This is a genomic window from uncultured Algibacter sp. (genome assembly GCF_947495675.1).
Taxonomy (GTDB): domain Bacteria; phylum Bacteroidota; class Bacteroidia; order Flavobacteriales; family Flavobacteriaceae; genus Algibacter_B.
Map to the genome: position 1 here is coordinate 137,189 of NZ_CANLZX010000007.1, position 15,546 is coordinate 152,734.

The 15,546-nt window shown below is 33.2% G+C and carries 8 protein-coding genes; all 8 read right to left on the reverse strand.

The features are described 5' to 3' along the window. Position 1: 1 nt before the first annotated feature. The gene (locus Q0842_RS06920; RefSeq protein ID WP_298495973.1) at positions 2 to 1,345 is read right to left on the reverse strand and encodes a Gfo/Idh/MocA family oxidoreductase; all 1,344 of its coding nucleotides are present in this window, start codon (positions 1,343 to 1,345) and stop codon (positions 2 to 4) included. A 1-nt stretch (position 1,346) separates the two neighbouring features. Continuing rightward, on the reverse strand, positions 1,347 to 2,738 hold the full coding sequence (locus Q0842_RS06925) for a DUF1080 domain-containing protein (RefSeq protein WP_298495976.1): 1,392 nt from the start codon (positions 2,736 to 2,738) through the stop codon (positions 1,347 to 1,349). 223 nt (positions 2,739 to 2,961) lie between these two features. Further along, a complete protein-coding gene (locus tag Q0842_RS06930; RefSeq protein WP_298495979.1) occupies positions 2,962 to 4,125 on the reverse strand; it encodes a DUF5627 domain-containing protein in 1,164 nt (387 codons plus the stop codon). Between the two features lie 39 nt (positions 4,126 to 4,164). Next, on the reverse strand, positions 4,165 to 5,892 hold the full coding sequence (locus Q0842_RS06935) for a RagB/SusD family nutrient uptake outer membrane protein (protein ID WP_298495981.1): 1,728 nt from the start codon (positions 5,890 to 5,892) through the stop codon (positions 4,165 to 4,167). 27 nt (positions 5,893 to 5,919) lie between these two features. Next, a complete protein-coding gene (locus Q0842_RS06940; protein ID WP_298495983.1) occupies positions 5,920 to 8,988 on the reverse strand; it encodes a SusC/RagA family TonB-linked outer membrane protein in 3,069 nt (1,022 codons plus the stop codon). 38 nt (positions 8,989 to 9,026) lie between these two features. Beyond that, positions 9,027 to 10,922, reverse strand: a complete 1,896-nt coding sequence (locus Q0842_RS06945) for a RagB/SusD family nutrient uptake outer membrane protein (protein WP_298495987.1) — start codon at positions 10,920 to 10,922, stop codon at positions 9,027 to 9,029. Positions 10,923 to 10,934: 12 nt separating this feature from the next. Further along, on the reverse strand, positions 10,935 to 14,072 hold the full coding sequence (locus tag Q0842_RS06950; protein ID WP_298495989.1) for a TonB-dependent receptor: 3,138 nt from the start codon (positions 14,070 to 14,072) through the stop codon (positions 10,935 to 10,937). Between the two features lie 305 nt (positions 14,073 to 14,377). Continuing rightward, positions 14,378 to 15,544, reverse strand: coding sequence for an alginate lyase family protein (locus Q0842_RS06955; RefSeq protein ID WP_298495991.1), 1,167 nt, complete (start codon positions 15,542 to 15,544; stop codon positions 14,378 to 14,380). Positions 15,545 to 15,546: the final 2 nt, after the last annotated feature.

Genomic DNA, 15,546 nt, shown 5'->3' on the forward strand with positions numbered 1-15,546 from the left:
TTTATATTTTAGGTTCCCAACCTGGTTCATAAGTTCTAGACCAAAGTTTCATGGCATCTCTATTAAACATAGTACCCGTTTTATCATCAATATCAAAACCACTATTAATTCTGTAAGCTATATTTGCATAATGGACCATAGCCATACTTTTACTAGCATCATCAATAGGTGCTGTTAATTTAGTTTTTCCTCTAATGGTATCAAAAAGATTTTGAACATGTTTAGTTGATGTATCTCCGCCGCCACCTAAAGCAGTTCCCGCTTCTTTTGATGCCGAATTATATTCTTTAACTATTTTCCCTTTACGGTTATATAATATATATTTACCTCTATCTACAAATACGGTTCCTTCTGTACCATAAATAATAGTACCTCTTCCACCACCATATGTACTGTAACTATTTCTAGATTTACCATCCCATTTAATGACTTTATTGTCTACAAATTTAAATGTAGCTTCCATATCATCATACATTTCCCAACCATCATTTAAAAAGTGACGTTTTTCTGCTTCCACATAAACATGCTGAGGAAAATCTACTTGTAAAGCCCAACGCGCCACATCTAATTCGTGTGTTCCATTATTACCTGCTTCGGCTGTACCATATTCCCAACCATACCAATGCCAATTATAATTCCATGTTTCAGATGTATAACTACGTCTTGGGGCTGGCCCTTGCCATAAATCCCAATCTAATCCATCAGGAATTGGAGCACTTTTTTGTATTGGCGATTCACCTCTTCCATTATTATAAAAAGCGACTGCCTTATATGGTTTTCCAATGATGCCATTATGAATTTCATTTATTATTTCAATGGTATGACCAGATGAACGTTGCTGATTACCCATTTGTACCACTTTATTAAAATGTTTTGATGCTTTAACCAATTGTTCATTTTCATACATATTGTGGCTACAAGGTTTTTCTACATACACATGTTTACCTGCTTTCATTGCCATTATTGAACCTGGTGTATGCCAATGGTCTGGTGTAGCATTAATCAATACATCTACATTTTTATCTTCTAATACGTTTCTAATATCATTTTCTAAGGCAGGATTATAATCAATATGTTCTCTAAAAGCCTTTAATCCTTTTAAACGCTGACTTTCCATAACATCACACAAGTAAAGTAATTTTACGTTACTAGCTTTTGAAGCTATTGGTGATTTAAAAGCATTTAATCTTCTACCTAAACCAGCAATTGCAACATTTAAGCGTTCGTTTGCTCCAATGATATTATTATAACTTTTAGCAGACATAGCATTAACTCCTCCAGTTAAACTTACTCCTATTGCAGCTACTGTTGTTTTTTTTAAAAAATCTCTTCTTTTATTGTCCATCTTACTTTTTATTTTCTGTTGGAATTTTGATTTTGATGTTTCTAAATGACACTTTATCACCATGGTCTTGTAATAAGATTTGACCTTTTTCGAGCACTCCAAAATTAGGCCATTTAGCATATTTACTTTCTGAAACTAATTTTAAAAAATCTTTATTTCCACGTTCATACTCAAGTACTTTAACACCATTTAACCAATGTTCAACATGATTATTAATAGACTTAATGTATGCCGTATTCCATGCTCCTATTACATTTATAGGTTTATTAGGATCTGCTTGAATTAAATCGTACAACGAACATACCGTTCTACTACCTTCATGAGAACCTAATTTTGCATCTGCATGTAGCTTATCATCAAGAATTTGATATTCTAAACCAATTGATGACCCTGGACCTTTATTAATTTCAGTATCAACATAATATTTAATACCACTATTAGCTCCTGGGGTTAACTTAAAATCTACTTGTAACTCAAAATTACTATAAACATCTGTAGTCACGATATCGCCACCAGCTTCAGATTCAGCACCACCTGTATCTGCTACAATTAATTCTCCGTTTTCTATAGACCATCCTTTTGAAGGGAATTTATCTAGTTTTGCACCTCGCCAGCCATTGGTGGTTTTACCATCCCATAGCATTTTCCATCCAGATTTTTTTTCGTTTACTGTTAGGTTATTTTTTGTAACTACAGGTGTTAAGGGCGATTTTTTTGAGTATTTTGAAAGATTGTCTGTTAATATTTTAGCATTCTTCCACATAACCTGTTTACCTAATTTTTCTTTTTTGTTACCTATAGAATGTACTTGTAAACCTATAAAACCGCAAGCAGTTTTATCGTCAATTAAATAAGATGCAGGAACACCGTTTACCCATGTTTTTATAGTATCTGCAATGGCTTCAACACGATAATGATTCCATTCATTCTGTTTAAATGCTTTTTGAGCTTTAATATTATTCTCTAAAGTATTTAACCATTTACGTCTACCTTCATCATAAATACCACCACTCCAAGCACGCTTAGAAGGATCTATTTCCACTTGATAACCATGTACTCGTCCATTTTGGTAATATGGTAAACTATTACTGCGTATCTGAATCCCAGAATTCATTGTAGAATCTACTTTAAAATCAATTTCAAAAATAAAGTCACCATACATTTTATTAGTAGTTAAAAATGTGTTTGGGGTATTTGCCGCAGTTGTTCCAATAACTACTCCATTCTCTACTTTATAACTAGCGTCTCCCCCTTTAATATTCCAACCATCAAGTGTATTATTATTTATAAGATTTAACCAAGGCGTTTCGTCTTTACCATCATTACAAGAAAGCAAACATCCTGTTACTATTATTGAAATAAAAAATTGCTTAATAAGTTTAAATCGTTTCATGGGTTTCTAATTAAATTATTAAAAGTGAAGTTACTTAAAATTATCTTTTTGTAAAAAAAAACCCTCCATCATAATTTATTATATAATGGAGGGTTTAAACTAACTCAAATTACTAATTACTTAATAAAAAGTTTCATAATTATTTATTTTAATCATGTTAATTCTCTAATGAATTATTATAGATAAGGCATAAAACCATTATTAAATAAACTTATAAAAATTACTACTTGGTTAATTGTATTGTGAATTCTTCGAACTTAACATCTCGGTCTCTTATTACTAAAGTATCTTTAACTGTATGTAATAAATCAAATGTTGCTGTTTCTGTTGAAATTAATCTACCAAAAAAGCGGTTCTCTGTAACTTCAACTTCTGTTTCTCGGTATTCATAATCTAAGTAAATTACGTCTTGACTTTTTCCTCCCCATTCATCGCCATCTTCTACAAATTTACCTGAACCCGCTACAGCAACACCACTAGTTGGATCAGCATTAGTAACAGTAACATCTCCATTATCGTTAAATGTCAATAGTAAAGACAACTTACTATTAGTAGCAATACCTGGTCTTCTTACATCAATAGTTATAATTGCGCTGTTTCTTCCTGCAGTTGATACTGGAATTAATTCATCATTTACAACATTCTCAGATCTATAAACTGTAGAGCCTTCAATGTTCTCTGAAACTGTTATTGTGGGATCACCACTTTCAAAAACCGTAACCAATTCGTTAGCTCCTGTAGCTGCATCCTCACCGCGTCTTAAATAGATACCTTGATATTTATTCATATACTTAATACCAAAAAGTGTATAGTCTTTAGGTTGAGTTTCCCAATCGTCGGTTTTAATCTTAATAGGATTTGTAACACCATCAGCCGGTACACCTACTAGAAGTGAATCCAATTCTTCATAATCTGTAATTCTTAATGGAAGTACATAATGCACTTCACCAAAATCTGCAAATGATTGTGGGTCATCAAAAAATGCATCTGAAAGCTGTACTGGGATACGTCCCTTTGTAGAGCCTGAAGGAATTGTTACTGGGCTTTCCTGTTCTAATGTGTAATAAGAAGCTGGTAAGACCTTAACATTTACAGTATCTACGCCTAACACAGTAGCATCTATTAATTCAGGAGCTAATTCAAAATGAACTCTTCTATTTTTGTTATTATCATAAACTCCCGACATAATAACACCGATTTCAAACCGACCATTATTATCGTTTTCATTAAATCCCAAATCATACTTCCCTTGAATTAATGTTCTTATAGGGGTTTGAAATGGAAAATATACTGAAGTTGAGCCAAAGTCGTCAAATTCATTTTCCTGATTTTCGCAAGCCATAAAACTAAAGGCAATTGCACATATTATTAAATATTTTATTTTCATGTCTAATATTTTTTTATTCTTCTAAATTACAAAATTACTTTACCATCCATTATTTTGCTCCAATTCAGAAAATTTTATCGTTTCAGCATTTGGAATTGGCATATAAGTAGCAAAAGGTTGATAATTTCTAATTTCAACAGACGGTAACTCAACATAATTATTTCCATCAAAAAAGTACCCCTTGGCCGCTTCATTTAGAGGTAGTCCCCATCTTCTAAGATCCCAAAATCTATGGCCTTCAAAACTAAGTTCTATACGGCGCTCATTTCTTATAAGTTCTCGCATATCCTCTTTAGTAGTAATAGATGCCAAGTAATTATCTGGTGATGCAATTCCGGCTCTATTACGTATTGCTGCAATCACATCTCGAGGGGTAATTCCATTAACTTGATGATCTGGACCACCAATTTCATTAGCTGACTCTGCTAATATTAAAAACAATTCAGTATATCTGAAATATACGTCAGCATGTCGTTTCCCTGATTTTGTTCCATCGTTATTAATTCTAACGTCTGGATGTAATAATTTTTTAAGGTAGTACCCAGTAGTTGTTGATTGTTGAGGAATAGAATCTAATCTATCATTTCCACCACCAACACCGGTATTAATTAATCCACCACCAAAAGATGAACCATTAAGAACAACATACTTTTCTAGTCTAGGGTCTCTATTAGCATAAGGGTTTTGCGGATCGAAACCATTAGCCTCAGTTGCAGGGTATCCGTCTTGCATTGGGAATGCCATTACAAAGTTATGAGTTGGGTTAATCTCTCCCCTTCCATTAACTGAAGGTGGAAACATTCTTTCCTCATAAGTAGAACTAATATTTCCTATAGAACCACGCCATAACATTTCACTACTTACTATATTATCATCCGATGCATAAAACTCGTTACCAATTGGATCTAAACCAGCAACACCACCAATAGTGTTTAAAATTTCTGATGCATTATTTGCTGCTATATTATAATAGCTTTGATCATTTAAAAATGATGGACTTGCTGCAAAAAGTGCCAAACGTGCTTTTAAAGCTTTTACAATTCTTCCAGAAATTCGTAAATCAAAAAAGTTATCATTTACTACTTGGTATTTATTATAATCAAAATTTTCTAAACTTGAGTACCATGGGTCCACATTTCCCTCACTTAAACCATAATCTGTTGGTAATAAACCTAAAGCTTCATCAAAATCTTTTGTAATCGCCTGAACAGAAGCTTCAAATGATAAACGAGGCGTATTAAAATCTCCATCAGACTCAATAAATTCAGTAAAGTATGGAATACCTAGTAACTCACCAGATTCGCCAACTCCAGCATGCGCCTGTAGCACATAAAAATGGTGTAATGCCCTAAGTGCAAGTGCTTCTCCTTTCAAACGAAGGTTAAACATTTGATTAGTTAATGTATCTCTACTCCATTGCATTTCTCCAGCGTCAATAATTTCTAGGAATCTGTTTACCCAGAATACGCGCTCAAAATTATTCCAACGGGATGCAGGATTAAATTGGGCGTTTAACTCACCAAGAGCCATTCGCTTATAGTTATTATCCAAAATATTGTTAACAGCATCATCTGTAGCCGCTTCAGAAAATGAATATTGATTAACTAAGTTAGCATATCCATTTAACAATATTCCTTCTGCTGCTTCTGGATTCGTGCTAACAAAATCAAAATCTAACCTGTTTTCATCAATAGGTTCCAGAGTATCGCAGGCAATCATGCCAGTAAATACCAGCACAATTAATATATATTTTATTAAATTTTTCATTTTATTTATCTTAATTTTCTAATTATATTAAAATGACGCTCTCACACCTAGAGTAAATGATCTAGTTAGTGGTGTAAAACCAATTCTTAATTGGCGAATATCTTTGTTTTTTGCTACTTCCAATAGGTTAGTTCCTTGCAAATTTAAACTTAAATCTTCTATACCAAGTTTGTCAATTAAATTATCATTGAATTCGTATGTTAATTGTGCACGGCTTATTGTAAAATAACTTGTGTCGAACAACCAAAAAGAAGATGTTTGAAAGTTATTTGAATTGTTTTGTGATGACAATCTTGGAAACGTTGCAGTATCTGCCGTTTCTGGTGTCCAACGTCCTAAAACAACTTCAGAGTATTTAACATCACCATTAACACTATAATAGTTATTATAACTACTATTTAACTTATTACCATCAGCCCCTGTTTGCCCTGTACCAAGTATAAATAGATTAAATGCTTTATACTTTAAGTTTAAGTTTACACCATAGCTCCAAGGGCTACTAGACTGACCGATTTCAATTCTATCATTATTATCAATAATATTGTCTCCGTTTTGATCCTGATATTTTATATCTCCTGGTTGTACATTTCCGAAATTTGGAACAGGTTGACCAGCGTTTAAGTTACCATCAGTATCAAAATCAGATTCAGCATAAAAACCTTGATCTACTAATCCAAAAATTGAAGATAGTTCTCTACCAACTCTATTTTGGTAATCAAACTCATTTAATTCAGAACGTTTTAGGGCTTTGGTTTGACTGTATAAAACGTTGGCACCAATACCTACTGAAAAATCATTAAAGGTTTTATTATAATTCATTCCTAATTCAAAGCCTGTATATTCATTCTTATTAAAATTATCATATGGTCTAAATGTATTAAAATAAGATGGGTATTGGGCATCTAAAAAATCTACTTGCTTATCTAGTTCTGTTTTAAAATAATTAAATTCTAACCAAAGTGAATTCATTAAATAACTTTCAAAACCAATATTTAAATCTATACGCTCTTCAAAACCTAAGTTAAGATTTTGGCCTTGTGAAATATTTTGTCTGCGGTTAGAATTTATATCAGCCCAAGTAAAATTGTTACCCGTAGAATAGTTTGAATCATATAAGTAATAACCGTCAATACCTTGATCAGACTTTATAATACCCCCCGAAGCTTTTAACTTAAGGTAGTTAAAAAATTTACTATCCTTTAAAAATGGTTCTTCACTTAAAATGTAAGCGATACCAGAAGTTGGTGATAAAGCACCTCTGTTACCTTCTGCAAGTTTTATCGAATTAACGTAGGTTCCACTAAAATCGAAAAATAGTTTCTTTTTAAAGTCATAAGCCACTTGAAAACCTAAATGAGCATCAACATCTGTTTGAATTACATTATTTCTTTTTTGTGAATTATAATATCCTAATAAAGTAGTACTTAAAGAATGATCTTTAGCAAAATTGGTTTCATAATTAACCAGTCCATATATACCAAATCGAGACACAAAACCATTAGTACTAACATTTTCAGTTTGATCTTTTAGGTCTTCACCAAAAATACCAGAATCATCTGCGATAGGGTTAAGAGGATCATCATTATTGATACCAAAATTTGTTATTCTATCGCCTTCCCAACCAGGTGCATATGTTTTAAATTGATTTCTTATTGATAAATTATAAGAATCATAAAAATCAAAACTTATATAGGTTTTAGCCGATAAGCCTTTCGTTATCCTGTCTAAGTCAAAATTAATTGTGTTGTTAAACTGTGTAGAACGAAACACCGTATTTTCATAACCACCGGCAATAGCTAGAGCTATGGGTGCATCTGTACCGAACTGTTGCGTTGATCCTAAAAGAAACCCATTAAACTTACGAGCTGCTTGTAATTGACCAGCAACCGTTGGGTCACTAGTATCTACTAAATCTACCGGTATAAATGGCGAATAGGTATTTGGCTTAAAAGTAGTACCCTCACTTAATAAATTAGCTCTTGACGACTTACTTGTGCTAATAACTGCAATTCCATCAAGGCTACTCGTAATCCAATCATTTATTTTAAAATCAATATTTCCTCTTACATTAAAACGATTAACCCCAGCATTGATATCGTCATTTATATCAACCCAAGCATCTTCACTAGTCCAGCCTACATTAACATAATACTGATTTTTTTCATTTCCACCAGAAAACTCAGAAATAACGCTTGTAGAATTTACAAAGGGTTGCACAAATTCATTAGAATAAAGGTCTACATCTGGATACTTGAAACTATTAGTACTTGTTCTAAATTCTTGAATAAGTGATGGCGCAAAAAAATCATCTAACCCATCATTATTTCTAGCTTCATTAAAAAGTGTCATATATGCAGCAGAACTTAAATAATTTGGCAATGCCCTTGGTGCTTTTATTCCAGTACGTATATTCACATTAACTTCTTTTTTATTAATTTGACCACGTTTGGTGTTTATAACAATAACTCCGTTTCTTCCTTGACTTCCATATAAAGCCACAGAATTAGCGTCTTTAAGAACCGTTATCTGCTCGACCTCTTCCATATTTAAAATATTAGGGTCACGACCAATAACACCATCAATAACAAAAATGGCACTACCTATACCTCTAATATTATCAGAACCTCTAACTCCTGGTGTTAAGCCGTTAATGTAATCTCTTACCCATTGCGTATTGTCATAGGTTAAACGGTCTCTTGTGTTTATTGATGATACAGCTCCTACAATATCACGACGAACTTTAGTGGCAACTCCCATTTCAATTTCGTCATCTTCGGAAGCGAGAAAAGGAGATTTTACCAAGGTAATATTACCTGTTAAATCAGACATATCAATAAGTTCTGATTCATACCCTTTTTTTTCAATTACAACAGATTCGTCACTAAGTAATGGAATTTTAAACTGTCCTTTAGCATCCGAAGTTGCTTTATCTCCATTTGGGCTAAAAACAGCAACTCCGCTTAAGGGGTTACCTTGTTCATCAACTACAGTTGCCTTTACATTTACACCCTTTGTTTGAGCCATTGTTACATTACTTAAACCTAATAACATTAAGCAAGCTAGAGTAAACAACCTATATAATTTATTTATCTTCATTTTTTTCTTTATATTAATTAAAACGAATTTGTACATGACTACCAACCTGGGTTTTGAGGGAAGCCCTCGTAAATTTGAGTCTGTTTAGCTTCAAACGGCAACCAATAATGCTGTGGGAACTCACAAATTCTCTCGACAATAAGTCTTTCTGTAAAACTAGTTCTGTCTTCTGGAAAATCTAAAGCTAATTTTCTTTTGTATTTATCTAAATGTGCTACTCCCCATCGGCGAATATCTACCCATCTATGTGCTTCATAACTTAACTCGACAGCTCTTTCTCTTCTAAGTTCATCCATAAACTTGTTGTTATCTCCCACTATACTAGGATGTACATTAGGAATACCGGCGCGATTACGAAATAAATTTATAGCTGCCTCGGCAGTTAAGTTGTAAGACGCTGGTGCTGTAGTTGCTCCCTTAGATGCGTGTAATGCTTCTGCATACATTAAATAAACATCTGTAAGTCGCATATGCAAACGCATACCAGAATATTGACCTATAATATTATTCCATTTACTATGATACTCGCCATCTACTTTAGGATAAAATTTTGTCCACATATAGCCTGTTGTAGATTTTTTATTATCAAATATTGTTCTACGGTGTATACCCGCAGTACCTGTATTTTCATACCAAAGTTGGGCAAATCTGTGCTGTGCGTCTGCTCCAGTTGCTTTTGGAGCTACCTCCTCTCCATCAATAATATGCCATCTATAAAAACGTGGATCGCGATTTTCAAAAGGCTTAGTAGGGTTATACAATGGTGTTCCGTATGCACCACTAAGATCATCTTCTATAGAAAGTCCATTAGACATTCCAAAATTGTTATGAATATAATTATGAGTAGGCGAAATATTTTCTGAAACACTACCATGTATATCTCTATTTACTCCAGATGTCATAAATCTTTCGGCTTGACTTTGATTACCTCCTCCTGCAGAAAACACATATTCTGTACCTCCTGGCCAAGCATTAGGTGTTGCTGTTTTCCAAAACACCTCATCATAATTTTCCCAAGAAGCTAATCCATAACGTCCTTGGTCTGCTAATTTAAGAATCCCTGAAAAAGCATCAACAGCCATATCACATAACTCTGTATCATATTGATACGTATTAACACTACCATTATTTCCAAACATTAAAGGACTTGCTGCTAAAAGTAAGTTTTTACCTTGAAAAGCATATGCCGTTCCTTTGGTAAGCCTACCCTTATTTTCTCCAAATGTTAATTGGCCGTATACCTCGTTATCCCAATCTACAGGTAATAACTCAATAGCTCTTTTATAATCTTCATTAGCAAGTAAAGCTACTTCTTTATAGGTCTCTGGACGTGGTATTTCAAAATCGTCTATTAAGACTCTATCAATGTATGGAAAACGCCCCCAAAATTTCATAATCTCATTATGGAAAAATGCTCTAAAAAAATAAGCTTGTCCTAAAATAACATCTTTTTCCTCTTGACTTGCATTTACCATTAAATCAATATTCGCTATTACAATATTAGCTTTACGAATACCACGTAAGCTGCCATCCCATAACCCAGGTCTTTGTCTGTTAAAATTATTGATATTATCAACATTGGCTGAATTGGTTCCTGTTGAACCATATTCGGAATTTTGATGATTATTAAAGTATGCGAAATTATCTGATATCACAGCATTGAAGTTACCTGCATCAATATCACCACTTATTTTTACTTCTCTATTAACATGCCCGTCATCACCCAAAAGAAAATCTTGAAAGGTATGCGTTTGCACTTCATAGGCTACGACTGAGGCATACATTTCTTCAACGAAACCTTGAGCATTTTTAAAGGTTGAAAAAACCTCTTCTTCATCTATGACTGACTCTGGTGCCTGATCTAAATAATCCTCACATGAATACGACAATACGAGTCCAAGGATTATTAATAATTTTATTTTATAGTTTTTCATAATATCTTCTTTTTAAAAATTCATATTAAAACCAAAGTTAAATCTCTTTAATGTAGGATAATCTCCTCTAGCTTGTGCATCTGATGACGTATTAAACTCTCTATCATCAGGCATATTAGACCATAAGTACAGGTCATTACCGTTTGCAAAAACTTGAAGTTTCTTCAGCCCAATTTTTTTACAAAACTTACTAGGTACATCATAACTTATAGAAACTGCTTTAAGCCTTGTTAACGATCCATCCAACCAAGTATCTCTAGGATTGGTAGCTCCATTTGCTTGCCATGCAGGTTGTGTATCTGTATTGTTAGGCGTATCTACGGTCCAATAATCTAAATCGTGCGTATAAATCAATGGTGTTTGTTGCGTAAAGGTATTGTTACTAAATCGTCTTGAAGTATTTTGAGTGCCATAAAACTGTGCTGAAACACTAAAACCCTTGTAGCGTGCCCCCAGAGTAGCACTCCAGTTTCTTTGAGGTTGTGATGGATAACCAAAAGGTGCATTATCAAAATTAGAATTGTAAATACCATCTCCATCAAAATCAACGACGTCATAATAACCTACACGGGTAAAAGTTTGATTTGTATTTGTTGGTGTTGACATGTAAACATCGTCCCAATTTGTTAATATCCCTGCAGGAATGGCTGTTCTTGATTGCCCAATAGGGTAACCTGCAAACCTTTGATAATCAGGTCTAAATAATGGGTCGTCTCTTGATATTACTTTATCTATTGCTTGGGTATAGTTGAAATTACCAAATAGATTTAACCCGCTCTCAAAGGTATGATTAGCACCTAGAACAAGCTCAAAACCTCTTACCTCAACTTCACCAGTATTAAGATCTGGAGGCGTTGCTCCAAAGAAATCTGGTACACTAAGATCACTACCTACAACTACAATATTATCGCGATCTTCTGCAAAATAATCAAATTCACCAGTTAACAAACCATCAAATATAGAGAACTCGGCCCCTATGTTATACTTAATAGATGTTTCCCATTGAAGGTTTGGATTTCCAACTATATCTTCTCTATAAAATGTATAAGGCGATCTTCCAGCATTACCTTGATATGTACTAGGTACTAAAAATGCAGAACCATATACAGGACCTCCATTTGCCCATTGGGTAATATATCCAAACCTATTCGAAGAATTATCATCACCAACAAGCCCATAAGACCCTCTAATTTTAAGTTTATTTAACCAATCAGCATTCTCTAAAAACGCTTCGTTTGAAGGTGTCCAACCTAAAGCTATAGAAGGAAAGAGATCAAAACGATATTCTGGACCAAATTTTTCAGACCCATTGTAAGCGCCGTTTACATCTATAAAATATCTTGAATCGTAATTATAAGTTAACCTTCCAACCCAACTTTCGAGATACCTTGGAAAAACGCTACCTTTAGCAGTTTCTTTTCTTCTCATTAAAAACAACGCAGTAAAATTATGCTTCTCACCAAAAGCCTTATCATAATTGAAAGAAAAATCATAGGTTAAATTTCTTGATCTCTGACTATTCTCAACCTGTGAAGTACCTAAAGTCCAAGGTCCTTGAACATAATCAAATCGACTACCATCAACATCTGGAATATTAAACTGCTCACTAGCACCATCGTAAAATCTATATTGTACACCCCCATCATTTAAAGATTGCTTACTTCTCATATTATTATCTAGCGAAAATCGTCCTTGAAAAGACAGACCATCCGTAATAAAGTCTAATTTTTGCTTTAAAATAAAATCTGTATTCACTTGGAAGTTCCTAAACGTATCATACCCATTAGCTGATAAACTTACAATAGGATTATTGAAAATAAAAGCTGAATTTATTGATTGCCCATAAAACCCATCTGGATATACAGGGGTATATAGGTTTGGAGCTATCTGGTAAATTCCATTTGTTACATTACTCACACTAGAAGGTTTTTCTTGAACCCCTAAAAACCCTGAAAGATTAACAGACAACTCTGTTGTACTTGTAATATTAAAATCAATATTACTTCTAAAGTTAAATCTATCGTATTTAAACTCGCCTAAATTTCCTCGTCCATTATCGTACTTTGCACCATCAAAAATATCACTAACCGTTTGATATGCTAAACTACCAAAATATTTAGCCGTTTTATTACCGCCACGCACAGACAAATTAACTCGATAATCTTGCGCAAAATCTTTCAACAATTCATCTTCCCAGTTAATGTTAGGATAAATATAACTTTCTTCCAAAGATGCCGGGTTACGGTATTTATCTAAAATAGACAACGGCGTAAAATCACCCCATGAGTTTGGCGCAACTGCTAGTTCTCTAAGAATAGAGCTATTTGCTTGTGATATTGCATCATAAGAATCTAATTTTTCTGGTAACTGCGACACCATTTTAATAGTTGTATTCACATTTAAAGACAATTCTGCTTTTCCTGGTTTACCTCTCTTAGTAGTAATTAATATTACACCATTTGCGCCTTCTACACCAAATACAGCTGTAGCAGAAGCATCTTTAAGCACAGACAGGTTTTCAATATCGTTCATATCAATATCAGTCATGGACCTCTCTACACCATCCACCAGAACAAGAGGACTTCCATCTCCGTTCCATGAACTTAGTCCACGAATAAATATTCTAATATTATCCTCTCCTGGAACTCCGCTACCTTCTATTGCAGTAACACCTGGTAAATTACCTTGTAATGCCTCTTCAACATTAGTTATACCAGCTGCTCTCTCCATTAAATCTGCTCCTTTTACTTGAGTAATGGCTCCCACTACACTTTCTTTTTTCTGGGTACCATAACCTACAATAACTACTTCATCTAAACTCGCTATATCCTCCTCTAAAGTCACATTAATTGTGGTCTTGTTAAGAACTTGAATGCTGACAGTTTTGTAACCGATGTAAGAAAACTGTAGAGTTTGACTACCTGTAGTTAATTCAAGAGTATACTCTCCATCAAAATCGGTAACGGCACCTCGATTAGTTCCTTTTTGAAGAACACTTACCCCAGGTATAGGTATACCACCTACATCTTTCACAACTCCAGAAATCCTATTTTGAGCCTCTAAATTAAAACCTGTAAAACTGGAAAAAACCAGCACAAGCATCAACATGAACGCAGAAACAGGAAATTGTCTTTTAATTTTTTGTTTCATTTTGAGTTTTAGTTTTAACATATTATAGTTTAGTTATATTTACTATGATGACTATTGTGAGTATAGACTCTAAAAAAACAGCCATTACAATTTGGTAACAATTTTACAAATAAGTACTTATTAATGTATCCTGTACTATACTGCTGATGTTAAAGAATTCTTAATTAATTTAATATAACTAGTTAACCAAGCAGCCTTGAGTTTACTTAATTACTGAATACCAGTATTTTAATTTTTTTTTATTTATTCAAAACTATTACTAAATATTTATTTTAAATTTATTAGAAATATTTTTAGAAATAAAACTAATTATCGATCCACAAAAGTGGGTATCTTACTGGCATATTACGTAATATTTCGGCTTTATTTGGGATTTCTGGTAATTTTGCCCAAACATTCAAATATTCTTTATTATTTAATCCTAAGCCTCCAAAAAGAAAAGAAGGTTGTTTTGTTGGCCAATCTTCCCAATACATCACATCTTTTTTAAATGGCCAACTACTTTTATTTTTAATAAAGGGGTATAAGAACTCTAAACCAAGTTTTAAACTTTTACCATCGGGGGTTGTATAAGACATTAAATTATCATTATTTGTAGATAAAATTTGTGCTAAACTACACATGGCATCCAAGTTAAAAATAGAATATCCGTAGGGCTTGGTTCTTGCCAACTCTTTTGGAAAACTTCCGTTTTGTGCCATTTGCTCTGGTAATAGTTTTTGTTTAAATAAAATTTTACAAAATTCTATTTGTTTTTGGTTATTAACTAAATGAGCAAAAGCAGACACTTGCATTGCCCAACAAGTACTATGATTATTACCATTATCGCGCTCTTTAATACCGTATTCATGTGTTGTTAACCATTTTAAATAATTAGAAAACCAAACTTTTATTGGATTTACTTCTTTAATGGTATATAACTTAGAATCTTCTAAAACTTGAACCGCCAATGCAACTTCTATTAAATGTATGGTATCTATAATTCCGATACCTCTGCCTGTTACGCGTCCTTTTATGGCTTGGGCATACAAAAGATTTGAATTCATTTTAGTATCCTTATCTACAAACCATGCATTTAGATGCTTGATAAGTGATTTTAGATACTTACTATCTTTATTTATAAGATATGCTGAAGCTAATGCACCAGAAATTTGACTGAACCTTATCATAGAATTTCTATGGGCCACAAAATTATCTGGATTTGATAAGCCGTCTTTTCTAATGTAAGCACTATCTGGATATTTTGGATTAGGCCACCAGTAATCACCTTCTGAATAAAAATCATGTTTTGTTCCAGCACTTCTTGATGAAACATGTGCTGTAACAGTTATTGGTTTTAAATTTAAATAGTTATTGGCATCTTTTAAAACTTTAACTTCTACTTGATTTTTAACAAAATCAAAATTTGATGATTGCCTAGAGCATGAGAAACATAATATTAAACATAAATAATATGAATACTTTATTTGCATAA